Here is a 16039-nt window from a genome sequence, read left to right as displayed (position 1 = left end):
GTGTACGACAGCGTTTCTGTCGTCTTCAACGGTCGGGGGCGGACGAAAGTGCCCGTCGTCCCCCGCTGTGAAGGTACGCGGGGCAGCCCTCCGAGTGTCAGTGCCGAGGCATAGACTTCGACGCTGTCCCCCGAACTGTCCGCCAGCCCGTTGCCGAGCGTTTTCCCTGGAGGCCACGCCGTGTCAAAGCCGCCGTTCACGCACCTGCACGTCCACACCCAGTACTCGCTGCTGGACGGTGCCGCGCGGCTGAAGGACATGTTCGACGCGTGCAACGAGATGGGCATGACGCACATCGCCATGTCCGACCACGGCAACCTCCACGGGGCGTACGACTTCTTCCACAGCGCGAAGAAGGCCGGAATCACCCCGATCATCGGGATCGAGGCGTATGTCGCCCCCGAGTCCCGGCGCAACAAGCGCAAGATCCAGTGGGGCCAGCCGCACCAGAAGCGCGACGACGTCTCCGGCTCCGGTGGCTACACCCACAAGACGATGTGGGCCGTCAACAAGACGGGCCTGCACAACCTCTTCCGGCTGTCCTCGGACGCGTACGCCGAGGGCTGGCTCCAGAAGTGGCCCCGGATGGACAAGGAGACGATCTCCCAGTGGTCCGAGGGAATCGTCGCCTCCACCGGCTGCCCCTCCGGCGAGCTCCAGACCCGGCTGCGCCTCGGCCAGTACGACGAGGCTCTGAAGGCCGCCGCCGACTACCAGGACATCTTCGGCAAGGACCGCTACTTCCTGGAGCTGATGGACCACGGCATCGAGATCGAGCACCGGGTCCGCGACGGCCTGCTGGAGATCGGCAAGAAGCTCGGCATCCCCCCGCTGGTCACCAACGACTCGCACTACACGTACGCGCACGAGGCGACCGCCCATGACGCCCTGCTGTGCATCCAGACCGGCAAGAACCTCTCCGACCCGGACCGCTTCAAGTTCGACGGCACCGGCTACTACCTGAAGTCCACGGACGAGATGTACGCCGTCGACTCCTCGGACGCCTGGCAGGAGGGGTGCGCCAACACGCTCCTCGTGGCCGAGATGGTCGACACCGCCGGCATGTTCGAGGCGAAGAACCTCATGCCGAAGTTCGACATCCCCGACGGCTACACCGAGGTCACCTGGTTCCAGGAGGAGGTCCGCCGCGGTATGGAGCGCCGCTTCCCCGGCGGCGTCCCGGACGACCGCCAGAAGCAGGCCGAGTACGAGATGGACGTCATCATCCAGATGGGGTTCCCGGGCTACTTCCTCGTGGTCGCCGACTTCATCATGTGGGCCAAGAAGAACGGCATCGCGGTCGGCCCCGGCCGAGGCTCCGCGGCAGGCTCGATCGTCGCCTACGCCATGGGCATCACCGACCTCGACCCGATCCCGCACGGCCTGATCTTCGAGCGGTTCCTCAACCCCGAGCGCGTCTCCATGCCCGACGTCGACATCGACTTCGACGAGCGCAGGCGCGTCGAGGTGATCAGGTACGTGACGGAGAAGTACGGCGCCGACAAGGTCGCCATGATCGGCACCTACGGCAAGATCAAGGCGAAGAACGCCATCAAGGACTCCGCGCGCGTGCTGGGCTACCCGTACGCGATGGGCGACCGCCTCACCAAGGCGATGCCCGCCGACGTCCTGGGCAAGGGCATCGACCTCGACGGCATCACCAACCCCTCGCACCCGCGCTACAGCGAGGCGGGCGAGATCCGCGGGATGTACGAGAACGAGCCGGACGTCAAGAAGGTCATCGACACCGCCAAGGGCGTCGAGGGCCTGGTGCGGCAGATGGGCGTGCACGCCGCCGGCGTGATCATGTCCAGCGAGCCCATCGTCGACCACGCCCCGATCTGGGTGCGGCACACCGACGGCGTGACCATCACGCAGTGGGACTACCCGCAGTGCGAGTCGCTCGGCCTGCTGAAGATGGACTTCCTCGGCCTGCGCAACCTGACGATCATGGACGACGCCGTCAAGATGGTGAAGTCCAACAAGGGCATCGACCTCGACCTGCTGAGCCTCCCGCTCGACGATCCGAAGACCTTCGAACTCCTCCAACGCGGCGACACCCTGGGCGTCTTCCAGTTCGACGGCGGTCCGATGCGTTCGCTGCTGCGGCTGATGAAGCCCGACAACTTCGAAGACATCTCCGCCGTGTCGGCGCTGTACCGCCCGGGCCCGATGGGCATGGACTCGCACACCAACTACGCCCTGCGCAAGAACAAGCTCCAGGAGATCACCCCGATCCACAAGGAGCTGGAGGAGCCCCTCAGAGAGGTCCTGGACGTCACGTACGGCCTGATCGTCTACCAGGAGCAGGTGCAGAAGGCCGCCCAGATCATCGCCGGGTACTCGCTCGGCGAGGCCGACATCCTCCGCCGCGTGATGGGCAAGAAGAAGCCCGACGAACTGGCGAAGAACTTCGTCCTGTTCCAGAAGGGCGCCCGCGACAAGGGCTACAGCGACGAGGCCATCCAGGCGCTGTGGGACGTGCTGGTCCCCTTCGCCGGCTACGCGTTCAACAAGGCGCACTCCGCCGCGTACGGCCTGGTCTCGTACTGGACCGCCTACCTGAAGGCCAACCACCCCGCCGAGTACATGGCCGGACTGCTCACCTCGGTCAAGGACGACAAGGACAAGTCGGCCGTCTACCTCAACGAGTGCCGGCGCATGGGCATCAAGGTGCTTCCGCCGAACGTCAACGAGTCGGTGCACAACTTCGCCGCGCAGGGCGACGACGTGATCCTCTTCGGCCTCGAAGCCGTGCGCAACGTCGGCACGAACGTGGTGGAGTCGATCATCAGGAGCCGCAAGGCCAAGGGCAAGTACGGCTCCTTCCCCGACTACCTCGACAAGGTCGAGGCGGTCGCCTGCAACAAGCGGACCACGGAATCGCTGATCAAGGCGGGCGCGTTCGACAGCCTGGGGCACACCCGCAAGGGCCTCACCGCGCACTTCGAGCCGATGATCGACAACGTGGTCGCGGTCAAGCGCAAGGAGGCCGAGGGCCAGTTCGACCTCTTCGGCGGCATGGGCGAGGAGGAGAGCAACGAGCCCGGCTTCGGACTCGACGTCGTCTTCACCGAGGAGGAGTGGGAGAAGACCTATCTGCTCGCCCAGGAGCGGGAGATGCTCGGTCTGTACGTCTCCGACCACCCCCTGTTCGGCCTGGAGCACGTGCTGTCCGACAAGGCCGACGCGGGCATCGCCCAGCTGACCGGCGGCGAGCACGCGGACGGTGCCGTAGTGACCATCGGCGGCATCATCTCGGGCCTCCAGCGCAAGATGACCAAGCAGGGCAACGCGTGGGCGATCGCCACCGTCGAGGACCTCGCCGGTTCCATCGAGTGCATGTTCTTCCCGGCGACGTACCAGCTGGTGTCGACCCAACTCGTCGAGGACGCCGTCGTGTTCGTCAAGGGCCGCCTCGACAAGCGCGAGGACGTGCCGCGGCTGGTCGCGATGGAGCTCCAGGTCCCCGACCTGTCGAACGCGGGCACCAACGCGCCCGTGATCCTCACCATCCCGGCCACCAGGGTCACCCCGCCGATGGTCAACCGCCTCGGCGAGATCCTCAGCCATCACAAGGGCGACAGCGAGGTCCGTATCAAGCTCCAGGGCCCGACCAAGACGACGGTGCTGCGACTGGACCGGCACCGTGTGAAGCCCGACCCGGCGCTCTTCGGTGACCTGAAGGTGCTGCTCGGCCCGTCCTGTCTGGCGGGCTGAACGGCCGGACGCCGAAGCGCCGGCGCTGAATGCGCGAGAGGGGCGCACCTCGCACGGGGTGCGCCCCTCTTGATGTGCCTGGGTCTCAACGACCCGATATGCAGATGTCAGTTGTGACCGAAGCGCTTCTGCCGGCCTTTGCGGGCCATGTCGCCGGGAGTCACCTGCGTGGCGCGCTGCTCGGTCTGCGTCTCCATCGCGGACTGCTGAGCCTGCTGCTGACCACGCTCGGACTGCGGCTGCTTCCGGTCCTGCTTCTTGTTCTTGGCCATGGTGATGCCTCCTGTGGGGGATCTAGGGGCCAGGGCCGGGATCAGATTCACATAGGCTGACTAAGAACGCATTTCGGATAATTACCGTGCGTAACAGCGGTTGTCGGGGCGTGAGGCATGGCGCACCGAGGATTCGATGCCCCGAAACGCCACGCCGAAGATCGAGTTCGCCCCGTTAACCCCCGCGTGGTCGGGCAGACTCGAAGGAAGCCCAAAGCAAACCTCCCGGGAAGAGGGTGAGTCGCGTGGACCGCTGCATCGTCCTGGTGGACGCCGGGTATCTGCTGGGGGCCGCCGCCAGCCTGCTCGCCGGGGAACCATCCCGGTCCCGGATCGCCGTCGATCACGGCGCCCTCATCCAGGGTCTGCGCGAACGCGCCGAGTCCGACACCCAGCAGCCCCTGCTGCGCATCTACTGGTTCGACGGCGCCCCCGACCGCGTCCCCCAGCCCGAGCACCGCAGGCTGCGCGTGATGCCCCGGGTCACCGTCCGGCTGGGTGCCCTGACCCGAAGCGACGGACGCTGGGCACAGAAGGGCGTGGACGCCGCGATGCACGCCGAACTGACCGAACTGGCCCGCAACCGCGCCTGCTCGGACGTCGTGCTGGTGACCGGTGACGGGGATCTGCTGCCGGGCATGATGGCCGCCAAGGAGCACGGGGTCGCCGTACATCTGTGGGCCGTGCAGGCCGCCGATGGTGACTACAACCAGTCCGAGGACCTGGTCGCCGAGGCGGACGAGCGGCGCGTGCTCGACCGTACGTGGATCACCAAGGCCGTACGCGCCAAGGAGCTCACCGGGGTGTGCGCGCCGCCTCCCGTGCCCCGGCCCGAGATCGCCGCGATCCTGTCCGCGCCGCTGCCCGACTCGGCGCTCGGCGCGACGACCCAGCGGCCCGCCGAGGAGGCCGAGCACGCGCAGGCCGCTGCCTCGGAGAACGGGACACAGGAGCGGGTGCCCGCGCCCAAGGGCGTGCCCACGCCGAAGGACCTCGCCGCCCTGCGCGCGCCCGGCGTGCCGCCCGCCCCGCCCCCGGCGAGCGCGACCCTGCGGTGGTCCTCCGACAAGGGCTGGGTCGACCGGCCCGGCGTCGCGGCCGAACCGTCCGACGCCGCCTCCATGCCGACGCTCGCGCAGTTGACCACGGCAGAGCAGCGGTGGGCCGACCGGGAGGAGGACATCACGACCGTCGGCGGCGATCCCTACGAGGTGGGGCAGGTCTTCGCACGGCGGTGGATGGAGCGGCTCGGGGAGCAGAGCAATCTGCAGAAGCTGTCGGGGATGTATCCGCGGATCCCGCACCGGATCGACGGGGAGCTGCTGAGGTACGCGGCACGGTTCGGGCTGCTCGCGCACAAGGACGACCAGATCGACGAGCACGACCGGTACGCGATCCGCGCCGGGTTCTGGCGGGAGATCGACGTACGCACGGCCGCGGAGCACGCGCCTGCCGGGGAGTGACCCCGGCGAATTCCGGGTTACCGGCGGATTTCCTACGGCAAGCAGCCGATTTGTGCCCAGTGGCCGCCCCGGGCACGGAACGGGGGGCCGGACCCCGTAGTCTCGTCCCTTGTGAGTACGCGCGCGGCACAGGCATTTCGGCACGATGGTGATGTCGTGTGCTCCCTGCGTGGGCTGACCAAGACCTACCCGGCCGTGCGAGGACGGCGCGGGGCGCCGGGCACGCCCGAGGTGCGGGCCACCGACGACGTACGGCTGGACATCCGGCGCGGCGAGATCTTCGGACTGCTCGGGCCCAACGGCGCCGGCAAGACCACGCTCGTGCGACAGCTCACCGGCTTGATGCGGCCCGACGCCGGGAGCGTGGAGATCCTCGGGCACGACATCGTGCGGCACCCGGAGCGGGCCGCGCGGATTCTGGCGTACCTCGGGCAGGAGTCGACCGCCCTCGACGAGCTGACCGTCTCGCTCGCCGCCGAGACGACCGGGCGGCTGCGCGGCCTGGACGTGCGAGCGGCGCGGGCCGAGCGCGACGCCGTACTCGACGAACTGGGGCTCACACCCCTCGCGGGGCGGCCGCTGAAGAAACTGTCCGGCGGGCAGCGGCGGCTGGCCTGCTTCGCCGCCGCGCTGGTGGGGGAGCGGCCCCTGCTCGTGCTGGACGAGCCGACCGCCGCGATGGACCCGGTGGCACGGCGGGCCGTGTGGTCGGCCGTGGACCGGCGCCGGGCCGAGCGCGGCACGACCGTGCTGCTCGTCACCCACAACGTCATCGAGGCCGAGACCGTGCTCGACCGGGTCGCGGTGCTCGACCGGGGCCGCGTGATCGCCTGTGACACGCCGTCCGGACTCAAGGAGCGCGTCGCGGGCGAGGTCCGGGTCGATCTGCTGTGGCGGGACCGGGCGCCGCTGGACGTGCCCGAGGTCGCGGCGCTGCAGGACCGGGTCGTGGAGTCCGGTCGCCGCTGGACGCTGCGGCTCGCCCCCGAGGAGGCCCGCGCGGTCGTCGCGACGGTCACCGGCGGGGCCGCCTTCGCCGCGCTGGACGACTTCACGCTCACCACGCCGAGCCTGGAGGACGTCTACCTGGCGCTGGGCGGCGCCGCACAGCAGGGGCTGGTGAAGGCTTGAGCACGCAGACCGCCGTATCCGTATCCGTACGGAACAGGGCCACCTCCCCCGTGAACCCCCGTGTGAAAGGGAGCAGCGCCACGTGAGTGTCGTACCCGCCGAGGCTCTGCCGGGCAGCGCCCTGGCCGTGGACGAGACGGCCGCGCCGGCCGTGGCCGAGCTCGGACCGCGTGCGCGGCTGTGGCCGTCGCTGTGCGCCGTGTACCGGGCGCAGCTGTCCCGGGCGCGGGTCGCGCGCATCCCGCTGCTGTTCGTGGCGACCTTCCAGTCGATCGGGATCATGATCCTGATGCGCGGGGTCGTGGACGGCGGGGCCGAGGCGCAGGCCGTGGTGGCCGGGTCGTCCGTGCTCGTGGTCGCCTTCGTCGCGCTGAACCTGCTCGCGCAGTACTTCGGGCAGCTGCGGGCCAGCGGCGGACTCGATCACTACGCCACCCTGCCGGTGCCGCCCGCCGCGGTGGTGCTGGGCGCGGCGGGGGCGTACGCCTCCTTCACCGTGCCGGGGACCGTGGTGACGGCCGTCTTCGGGTGCGCGCTGTTCGGGTTGCCGGTCGCGCATCTGTGGGTGCTCGTCGCCGTGATCCCGCTGGCGGGAGCCGCGCTCGCCGGGCTGGGCGCAGCCCTCGGGCTGCTCGCGCCGCGGCCCGAACTGGCCACGCTCCTCGGGCAGCTGGGGATGTCCGCGGCCCTGCTGCTGGGGGTGCTGCCGGCCGACCGGATGCCGGAGGCGATCCGGTTCACCCGGGATCTGCTGCCGTCGACGTACGGCGTGGAGGCCTTCGCGCGGACCTTCGGACCGCACCCCGACTGGGCCTTCGTGCTGGGTGACCTCGCCGTGTGCGGGGTGGTCGGCGTCGTCTCGCTGGCCGTCGCCACCTGGGCGTACCGCCGGGCGGCCGTCCGGTGACGCGTCGCACAGGGCGGCCTGGCACGATGGCAGGGTGACCGCTCCGCTGACTCCACCACCGCCCCCGCGTGACCAGTCCCCGAACAATGCGTGGCAGCCGCCCGCCGGTGGGCGCGCGGGTTCCGCCGCCTCCTACGGGGCGCCGCAGGGTGCTCCGCACGACGCTGTGTACGGTGCCCCGCCGGGGGCGCCGAGTCCTCATGGCTCCCATGGCTCTCACGGCCCGTACGGCATATCTGGCTCGTACGAACAGGACGGTCCCGGCATGAAGACCGAAGTGCGAGAGGCCGCCGTGGTCGCGGTGGTCGTGGCGTTCTTCGGGGCGCTGCTCGGGGTGCTGTGGTGGTGGCTGGCGCCGAGTGTGCCGCTGGTCGGGGATGTCGTCGACAAGAGCTGGGTCGTCTACTTCAAGGACTCCGAGGGGGAGCAGGCTGTCGGGGTGGACGGAACGTTCACTCTGCTTGCGCTTGCGTTCGGGCTGGTCAGTGCGGTGGGCGTGTTTCTGTGGCGGCGGCGTGGGGGTGTGCCGTTGGTGGTTGCGCTGGCGGTCGGGGGGTTTCTCGGGTCGTTGCTGGCCTGGCGGGTCGGGGTGTGGCTCGGGCCCACCGAGGATGTGATCGCTCACGCGAAGGATGTGGGCAAGGGGGTTACGTTTTCGGCGCCGTTGAAGTTGGGGGCGAAGGGGGTGTGGCTGGCGTGGCCTCTTGCCGCGTTGGTGGTGCACCTTGGGCTGACGGCGTTGTTCGGGCCTCGGGACGCGGATCCGTATCAGGGGCCGGGGCCCTCTGAGGGGCATCAGCAGGCGGGGCCGTACGGGGTTCCGCCGGCGTAGGGCTTCGCGTGGGGCGGGGTTGACGGCGCGTCGGTGGTACGCCGGGTGGATTTCGCCCCCGCCGCCCCTACCCGTCCCGTCCGCCAGGGGCTCTGCCCCTTCGACCCCGGCCCCTGGGGGCTGCCGCCCCCAGACCCCCGCTTCGGCCTGAACGGCCTCGTCCTCAAACGCCGGACGGGCTGAAATGCCGGGACCGGCACCGAGAAGCGCCGGGCTCGTCCTCGAACGCCGGACGAGCGGCCCGGGAAACCGGCCCCTTACAGACCTCGCCCCCTACGCCGGGCGCCGCCCATGGTTGGAGCGGCCCTTCTTGATGCGCCACTTGCGTTTCCGGGTTTTCTTCGACATGTCTCTCGTACTTAACCGAGGAGACCGGGTTCGTCGAGGGGTCACGCACGTCCGATGGGGGCCAGGGTCGCGTTCGTGAGGGTGGTCAGGTCGGTGGGGGAGAGTTCGACCTCCAGGCCGCGGCGGCCCGCCGAGATGCAGATCGTGGGGTGGGCGGAGGCCGAGGCGTCCAGGACCGTGGGGAGTCTCTTGCGCTGGCCGAGGGGGGAGATGCCGCCCCGTACGTAGCCCGTGGTGCGTTCCGCCAGGGCCGGGTCGGCCATCGCGGCGCGCTTGCCGCCGACCGCTGCCGCCAGGGCCTTGAGGTCCAGTTGGCCGGCGACCGGGACCACGGCCACGGTGAGGTTGCCGTCCACGTCCGCGACCAGCGTCTTGAAGACCCTGTCGGGGGAGACGCCCATCGCCTCGGCCGCCTCGTCGCCGTAGGACGGGTGGGAGGGGTCGTGGTCGTAGGAGTGGGTCGTGTAGTCGATGCCCGCCGCGGTCAGGGCCACGGTCGCCGGTGTGCCGCCCGACTGCTGCTGCTTCTTTGACTTCTTCGCCATGTCGTTCCGCTCGGTTCCTGCTCGGTTCCTGCTCAGTTGAGGCTCGTCGGACCGCGCGTCAGGTCCGACGCCGGCAGGGACGGCAGCGTACGGATGATCGAGGTCTCGGTGCGAAGGAGTTTCAGCTCGTCGCGCAGGCGGGACGCGGTGTCGGCGGACTGGAGCAGGCGTTGCTTCGTCGGCGTGTCCAGCATCATCGCCGCCGCCACCAGGTAGGAGACGACCGAGGGCTGGTCCGGGAGGTCGGCCGTGGTGGAGAGGGATCGTTCGCGGGCGCCCGCCAGGCGCTTCTGGTACTGGCGGAACGCGCGCAGGACGCCTTCGGCCAGGGCCCCTGCCTCCTCGCCCGGCTCATCGGGCAGTTCCTCCAGTTCCGCGGTCAGGAAGGGCCCCGACGCGTCCACCGACAGCAGCCGCACCCGTGTCGTGCCCGTCGCCAGCACCTCGAAGGTGCCGTCGGCCCGCTCCCGGATCGTCGCCGCGTCCGCCACACACCCCACCCCGTGGAACGCCTTGACCGGGTCCGGGCCGAAGCCCGCCGCCGGGCCGCGGTCGGGCAGCGCCGTGGGGTCCGGCATGCCGGGGGCGCTCTGGGCGACCTCGTGGCCGTCGCGGATCGCCACGACGGCGAAACGGCGCGCTTCCTCCTCGGGCGTCTTGAGAAGGTCACGCATCATGGCGCGATAGCGCTCCTCGAAGACGTTGAGCGGCAGCACGAGACCCGGGAACAGCACCGAGTTCAGGGGGAAGAGCGGAAGGCGGACGGTCACGGCGCCAAAGCCTAGTGGTCGCCCGAGTGAACGCGTCCGGCGAGCCCACCTGGTGGATGTCCGCCGCGTGCGCCGCGAGCCCGCGCGGAGGCGGCCGCCCGGCGCCGCACCTCGTCGCGCACTTCCAGGAACCGGCCCAGCGGATCGTCAGAGAACCGGCTCCAGGGGAAGGAGGTGGCGTACGGGCCGATCAGACGCAGCTGCTCCAGGGCGTCCTCCCAGCGGCCCAGCCGTACCAGGACGCACGTCAGCTTGTTGCGGATCGCGGCCGGCCAGAGGTCGGCCGCCGGGAACCGGGCGGAGAGCGCGATCGCCCGGTCGGCCGCCGTGTCCAGTCGCTCGGGCGGCACCCCCGGACCGCAGCCGTCGTTCAGGTACGCGAGGACGGCCCGGGTCGGCAGGGCCTGCACCAGGGAGTCGGCCGGGGCGTCCTGTGCGGCCCGGTCGGCGAAGTCGAGGCACTCGCGGTGGGAGCCGTGCCAGGAGGAGGCCATATAGCGCAGGGCGGCCACATGGCAGCCGTAGTGGAGCGGGGCGCGGCGCAGGGCCGCCTCCCACAGCTCCCCGAAGTAGGTGTGCCCGGCGCGTGAGCCGCGCGCGTGGTCCAGCGCGATCCGCCAGGGCACCGGGTCGCGGTCGTCGGCGCGGGCGGCGGCGGTGATCAGCGGGCTCACCCCGCGCAGCAGCTCGGCGCGGGCCGGTGACTGCCAGGCGTGGTCCACGGCGACCTGGGCCCTGACCAGCAGGACGTCCGGGTCGTGCGGGGCGGCGGCGTACCAGGCCTCCAGCCACTCCGGGCGCGAGCGCGCGAAGGCGGCCAGGCGCAGCGCGTATCCGTCGCGGTAGTCCCACTGCGCCTTGTGCCGCGTGGCGGCGAGCAGCTCGGCGGCGGTGTCGTACGCGCCCCGCCCGGCCGCGACCAGCGCGGGGCCGAGGCGGTCGTCGGGCGCGTCGAGAAGCACCTCGTCGTCGACGGGGAGACCGACGGCGTGGTGTTCTACGGTCCTTGTCGTCCGGGACGCCCGGCCGAACGGGGGCAGCAGAGCCATGGTGTCGACCATTGAAGGACCGCTGGTCACGCCCGCGCCAGAGGGAACGGGCAAGACGTGGAAAGTTGTACGCCGTCAGGTCAAGAACAGGTAAAGGTCCACTCTTCAACAACTGTCCGACATCTATATCTTCGGCTCTGCAGTCACATCATCCTCATCGGCCTCAGCTCCGGCGCAGCATCCGTGTCGCCCCCGCTGCCACCGTCGTCGCCAGGATCCAGCCCAGCAGGATCATCGCCGCGGCCAGCCACTGCCAGGCGCCGCTCAGCTGCCAGAACCCGACCTGGCCGAGGTCGATCACCGGAAGCAGCAGGTCGAGGGCGAACAGGGTCGGGTTCCAGGCCGGATGCTCACCGCCCTTGAGCGGCGGTGGGTCGGCGCAGGTGAAGGCCACCGAACTCGCCGCCCAGAGCACGGCCATCCACACCGCCGCCCGGCCGGGCCGGTAGCCGTACGCGACCATCCAGTCCTGGGCGTATCCCACGATCTTGGCCGCGGGAGGCAGGGTCTCTCGGCGCCGACGCTGCTTGGCGAGGAGCACCTCGCGCGCGTCCTCGTCCTCGCCGCCGGCCCGCAGCACGGTGGCCAGCCGCTCGTACGGCTCCGGGTTGTACTCGGCGGTCGCGGCGGTCACCCACTCCAGCCGCCGCTCCAGCGGGAACGGGCCGCGCGGCACCAGGTTCTCGTACTGGAAGCCGCCCATGTGCAGCCGGCCGGGGCCCGGCCAGGCGTCGGCGCGGTCCATCAGGTTGACGACCCGCGCCCCGGACAGCACCACGCCGCCGCGCTCCGCCCGCTCGCCGAGGAAGCGCAGTTCGGGCGTCTGGATGCGGCGCAGCGACAGCTCCTGCTCGTCGGTGAAGGTGAACCGGGCCCGCTCCAGGTCGACCGCGTCCCCGAACCGTCCGTCGTCGAGCCGCACCCCGCCCTGGCATTCGAACCGCTGGATCCGCGTCCCGCGCGCGGGAGTACGGCCGCTCAGCAGCGGGCTGCTGCCGACGCCCGCCGGGGTCAGGTACAGCGTGCGCCCGACGGTCAGCTGAGGGGCGTTCAGCGCGAGCCGCGTGTACGGGTTGACCAGCCGCGCGCCCCGCAGGCTCAGCGACACGCCGATGCTGGCGCCGCGCAGGCTCAGCTCACCGTGCGACTCCAGCATCTCGGCCTGGAGGTCCTGGCCGACGCTGATGCCGTCCGCGGCGATCGAGCGGCCGCTGCGGTCGCGGTAGACGATCGCCTGGTTGAGCAGCAGATCCGTGCCGATGTGGGCGTCGGTGAGCCGTACACCGTTGTGGAAGCGGCAGCGCGGCAGATGCAGGTCGCCCTCGGTGTTCACGCGGGCGGCCTCCAGGCGCGGCACCGCGCAGTCCACCAGCCGCAGGGTCGTGAAGCGGGCCTCCGGCAGCAGGATCTCCCGGTCGAAGCGGCAGCGCCGCATCTCGACGTACGGCTCCACCGTGCCGCCCGCCAGGTCCATCGTGCCGCTGATCCGCACGCCGACCAGCTTCAGCGAGGAGACCCGGCCGGCGAGGGCGGGCGGGCCGTCCAGCAGCAGCCAGCAGACGATACGCGCGCGTACCGTCCGCTCGTCTCCCCAGGGATGCCCGCCGTGCGGATCGTCGACGACGGTGTCGCCGCTGCTCAGGTCGTACACACTGCCGTTGCGGAAGGCCTGCCACATGCCGAGTTCGGCGGCGGTCAGGTCGTTCGGCAGGTCGTCCGGCAGGTCTCCGTCGCGGAGGCCGGCGCCTTCGGTCACGTCTGGTCCATCCCCCTTGGTTCCGCTGGTCCCGCGTTGGCTACTCACGGGTTTCGTACAACCGTTCATGCCCGCTGAGTGACGCCCCGAACGCTAGACGTGAAGGTGATCTTCCGGGTTCCCGGAGGGTTCTGTATCAGCCATTGATACGCGCGAACAGTGCCGGACGCGGGTCTGAGAGAATTGAGCCCGTGATCTCCCGAATCGATCTGCGCGGCGATGCCCTTCCCGAGGGCCCCGCCCTGCGCGACCTGCTGCCCCGAGCCGACTTCGACGTCTCGGCCGCCCTGGAGAAGGTGCGTCCGATCTGCGAGGCCGTGCATCATCGGGGCGACGCGGCACTGATCGACTTCGCGGAGAAGTTCGACGGGGTGAGGCTCGACCAGGTGCGGGTGCCCGCCGAGGCGCTCGAAAAGGCCCTCGCGGAACTCGACCCGGCCGTGCGCGCGGCCCTGGAGGAGTCCATCCGCCGCGCCCGTCTCGTCCACCGCGAGCAGCGCCGTACGACACACACGACCCAGGTCGTGCCGGGCGGTTCGGTGACCGAGAAGTGGGTGCCGGTCGACCGCGTCGGGCTGTACGCGCCCGGCGGCCGGTCCGTCTACCCGTCCTCCGTGATCATGAACGTGGTGCCCGCTCAGGAGGCCGGTGTCGAGTCGATCGCGCTGGCTTCTCCGGCCCAGTCCGAGTTCGGTGGTCTGCCGCACCCGACGATCCTCGCCGCGTGCGCGCTGCTGGGCGTGGACGAGGTGTACGCGGCCGGTGGCGCGACCGCCGTCGCGATGTTCGCGTACGGCACCGAGTCCTGCCCGCCCGCCAACATGGTCACCGGCCCCGGCAACATCTGGGTCGCCGCCGCCAAGCGCTACTTCACCGGCAAGATCGGCATCGACGCCGAGGCGGGCCCGACCGAGATCGCGGTCCTCGCCGACGCCACCGCCGACCCGGTGCACGTCGCCTCCGACCTGATCAGCCAGGCCGAGCACGACCCGCTCGCCGCGGCGGTGCTCGTCACCGACTCCGTGGAGCTCGCGGACGCGGTGGCCAAGGAGCTGGAGCCGCAGGTCGCGGCCACCAAGCACATCGACGACCGGATCGTCCCGGCCCTGAAGGGCAGGCAGTCCGCGATCGTCCTGGTCGACGGTGTCGACGAGGGCCTCAAGGTCGTCGACGCGTACGGCGCCGAGCACCTGGAGATCCAGACGGCCGACGCGGCCGCCGTGGCCGACCGGGTGCGCAACGCCGGCGCGATCTTCATCGGCCCCTGGGCGCCGGTCTCGCTCGGTGACTACGCGGCCGGCTCCAACCACGTGCTGCCCACCGGCGGCTGCGCCTGCCACTCCTCGGGCCTGTCCGTCCAGTCCTTCCTGCGCGGCATCCACATCGTCGACTACACGAAGGACGCGCTGGCCGAGGTCGCCCATCACGTGGTGACGCTTGCGGAGGCGGAGGACCTGCCGGCGCACGGCGCGGCGATCAAGGCCAGGTTCGGCTGGAAGGTACCCGAGAGCAAGTGAGCGACGTACGCATCGACGATCTCCCCGTGCGGGACGAGCTGCGCGGCAAGTCCCCTTACGGCGCGCCCCAGCTGGACGTCCCCGTGCGGCTGAACACCAACGAGAACCCGTACCCCCTGCCCGAGCCGCTGGTCGACCGGATCGCCGAGCGGGTGCGTGAGGCGGCCCGGAACCTCAACCGCTACCCGGACCGGGACGCCGTGGAGCTGCGCACGCAGCTCGCCAAGTACCTGACGGACACGTCCGGTCACGAGGTGGGCCTGGCCAACGTGTGGGCGGCCAACGGATCCAACGAGGTCATCCAGCAGCTGCTGCAGACCTTCGGCGGACCGGGCCGTACGGCGATCGGCTTCGAGCCTTCGTACTCGATGCACGGCCTCATCTCACGCGGCACCGGCACCGGCTGGATCTCCGGCCCCCGCAACGACGACTTCACGATCGACCCCGTGGCCGCCGAGAAGGCGATCGCCGAGCAGCGGCCCGACGTCGTCTTCATCACCACCCCCAACAACCCCACGGGCAACGCGGTCCCGCGCGAGACGGTCCTCGCGCTGTACGAGGCCGCGCAGGCCGCCAAGCCGTCGATCGTCGTCGTCGACGAGGCGTACGTCGAGTTCAGCCACGGCGACTCGCTGCTGCCGCTGCTCGAAGGTCGGCCGAATCTCGTCGTCTCCCGGACGATGTCGAAGGCCTTCGGCGCCGCCGGCCTGCGCCTGGGCTATCTCGCCGCGCACCCGGCGGTCGTGGACGCCGTCCAGCTCGTACGGTTGCCGTACCACCTGTCGGCCGTCACCCAGGCGACCGCGCTGGCCGCCCTGGAGCACACCGACACGCTGCTCAAGTACGTCGAGCAGCTGAAGACGGAGCGGGACCGGCTGGTCACCGAGCTGCTGGCGATCGGCTACGAGGTCACCGCGTCGGACGCCAACTTCGTGCAGTTCGGGCGTTTCGACGACGCCCATGTCGTCTGGCAGCAGATCCTCGACCGGGGCGTCCTGGTCCGGGACAACGGCGTGCCCGGCTGGCTGCGGGTGACCGCCGGAACCCCCGAGGAGAACGACGCGTTCCTCGACGCCGTACGTGAACTACCGAGTTTCGTGGGGGACACCCCCGCACCCCCGGAGGAGCAGAGCGCATGAACCGCGTAGGCCGCATAGAGCGGGTGACGAAGGAGACCTCGGTCCTCGTCGAGATCGATCTCGACGGGTCCGGCAAGGTCGACGTGTCGACAGGCGTCGGCTTCTACGACCACATGCTCGACCAGCTCGGCCGGCACGGTCTGTTCGACCTGACCGTGAAGACCGAGGGCGACCTGCACATCGACTCGCACCACACCATCGAGGACACCGCCCTCGCGCTGGGCGCCGCCTTCAAGCAGGCGCTCGGCGACAAGGTCGGGATCTACCGCTTCGGCAACTGCACGGTTCCGCTGGACGAGTCGCTCGCCCAGGTCACCGTCGACCTCTCCGGCCGCCCCTACCTCGTGCACACCGAGCCCGAGAACATGGCGCCGATGATCGGCGAGTACGACACCACGATGACCCGGCACATCCTGGAGTCCTTCGTCGCCCAGGCCCAGATCGCGCTGCACGTGCACGTCCCGTACGGGCGCAACGCCCACCACATCGTCGAGTGCCAGTTCAAGGCGCTTGCCCGCGCCCTGCGGTACGCCTCCGAGCGTGACCCGCGCGCGGCGGGCATCCTTCCCTCGACGAAGGGCGCGCTGTAA

Annotated in this window: 13 protein-coding genes; 8 read left to right on the top strand and 5 right to left on the bottom strand. The window is 70.5% G+C overall.

The window, feature by feature from the left end:
• Window positions 1–180: 180 nt before the first annotated feature.
• Entirely contained in the window at window positions 181–3720 is a 3540-nt protein-coding gene (gene dnaE / locus AB5J55_RS10800) for a DNA polymerase III subunit alpha (protein ID WP_369270447.1), read from the top strand.
• 107 nt (window positions 3721–3827) lie between these two features.
• Here dnaE and AB5J55_RS10795 read toward each other — a convergent pair whose 3' ends face one another.
• Window positions 3828–3992 (bottom strand): hypothetical protein, encoded by a 165-nt coding sequence (locus AB5J55_RS10795; protein ID WP_369270446.1) that lies wholly within the window; start codon window positions 3990–3992, stop codon window positions 3828–3830.
• 245 nt (window positions 3993–4237) lie between these two features.
• Between AB5J55_RS10795 and AB5J55_RS10790 the strand changes: the two genes are divergently transcribed.
• From AB5J55_RS10790 to AB5J55_RS10775, 4 genes are all read left to right on the top strand, one after another.
• Window positions 4238–5455, top strand: a complete 1218-nt coding sequence (locus AB5J55_RS10790; protein WP_369270445.1) for an NYN domain-containing protein — start codon at window positions 4238–4240, stop codon at window positions 5453–5455.
• Window positions 5456–5611: 156 nt separating this feature from the next.
• The gene (locus AB5J55_RS10785; RefSeq protein ID WP_369270444.1) at window positions 5612–6586 is read left to right on the top strand and encodes an ABC transporter ATP-binding protein; all 975 of its coding nucleotides are present in this window, start codon (window positions 5612–5614) and stop codon (window positions 6584–6586) included.
• Between the two features lie 82 nt (window positions 6587–6668).
• On the top strand, window positions 6669–7493 hold the full coding sequence (locus tag AB5J55_RS10780) for an ABC transporter permease (RefSeq protein ID WP_369270443.1): 825 nt from the start codon (window positions 6669–6671) through the stop codon (window positions 7491–7493).
• Window positions 7494–7527: 34 nt separating this feature from the next.
• On the top strand, window positions 7528–8325 hold the full coding sequence (locus tag AB5J55_RS10775) for an AAA family ATPase (RefSeq protein WP_369270442.1): 798 nt from the start codon (window positions 7528–7530) through the stop codon (window positions 8323–8325).
• A 389-nt stretch (window positions 8326–8714) separates the two neighbouring features.
• On the opposite strand, the gene ybaK is transcribed toward AB5J55_RS10775, so the two are convergent.
• From ybaK to AB5J55_RS10755, 4 genes are all read right to left on the bottom strand, one after another.
• Window positions 8715–9218 carry a Cys-tRNA(Pro) deacylase gene (gene ybaK, locus AB5J55_RS10770; protein ID WP_328428385.1) on the bottom strand — a complete coding sequence of 168 codons (504 nt, stop codon included), beginning with the start codon at window positions 9216–9218 and terminating at the stop codon, window positions 8715–8717.
• A gap of 32 nt (window positions 9219–9250) precedes the next feature.
• Entirely contained in the window at window positions 9251–9988 is a 738-nt protein-coding gene (locus tag AB5J55_RS10765; protein ID WP_369270441.1) for an LON peptidase substrate-binding domain-containing protein, read from the bottom strand.
• Window positions 9989–9999: 11 nt separating this feature from the next.
• Window positions 10000–11049 carry a hypothetical protein gene (locus tag AB5J55_RS10760; protein ID WP_369270440.1) on the bottom strand — a complete coding sequence of 350 codons (1050 nt, stop codon included), beginning with the start codon at window positions 11047–11049 and terminating at the stop codon, window positions 10000–10002.
• A 151-nt stretch (window positions 11050–11200) separates the two neighbouring features.
• On the bottom strand, window positions 11201–12793 hold the full coding sequence (locus AB5J55_RS10755) for an oxidoreductase (RefSeq protein ID WP_369270439.1): 1593 nt from the start codon (window positions 12791–12793) through the stop codon (window positions 11201–11203).
• A 191-nt stretch (window positions 12794–12984) separates the two neighbouring features.
• On the opposite strand from AB5J55_RS10755, the gene hisD reads away from it, so the two are divergent.
• Genes hisD through hisB form a run of 3 tightly spaced genes read left to right on the top strand, consistent with a single transcriptional unit; the run spans window position 12985 to window position 16039 of the window.
• Complete coding sequence (hisD, locus tag AB5J55_RS10750; protein WP_369270438.1) at window positions 12985–14310, top strand: histidinol dehydrogenase; 1326 nt, start codon at window positions 12985–12987, stop codon at window positions 14308–14310.
• A complete protein-coding gene (locus AB5J55_RS10745) occupies window positions 14307–15449 on the top strand; it encodes a histidinol-phosphate transaminase (RefSeq protein ID WP_369270437.1) in 1143 nt (380 codons plus the stop codon). Before hisD ends, AB5J55_RS10745 begins: the two co-directional genes overlap by 4 nt.
• Window positions 15446–16039: an imidazoleglycerol-phosphate dehydratase HisB gene (gene hisB / locus AB5J55_RS10740; protein WP_062719038.1), complete on the top strand. Its 594-nt coding sequence runs from the start codon at window positions 15446–15448 to the stop codon at window positions 16037–16039. Before AB5J55_RS10745 ends, hisB begins: the two co-directional genes overlap by 4 nt.

The organism is Streptomyces sp. R11 (genome assembly GCF_041051905.1).
In the GTDB taxonomy this organism is placed as follows: Bacteria; Actinomycetota; Actinomycetes; order Streptomycetales; family Streptomycetaceae; genus Streptomyces.
The sequence above is the reverse complement of the archived record's forward strand: the minus strand, read 5'-3'. Positions and strand labels throughout refer to the sequence as shown.

What these genes read in the sequence shown, in the direction of transcription:
- AB5J55_RS10795 (WP_369270446.1), bottom strand. Translation starts at nt 3,992, where the DNA reads ATGGCCAAGAACAAGAAGCAGGACCGGAAGCAGCCGCAGTCCGAGCGT.
- ybaK (WP_328428385.1), bottom strand. Translation starts at nt 9,218, where the DNA reads ATGGCGAAGAAGTCAAAGAAGCAGCAGCAGTCGGGCGGCACACCGGCG.
- AB5J55_RS10760 (WP_369270440.1), bottom strand. Translation starts at nt 11,049, where the DNA reads ATGGTCGACACCATGGCTCTGCTGCCCCCGTTCGGCCGGGCGTCCCGG.
- hisB (WP_062719038.1), top strand. Translation starts at nt 15,446, where the DNA reads ATGAACCGCGTAGGCCGCATAGAGCGGGTGACGAAGGAGACCTCGGTC.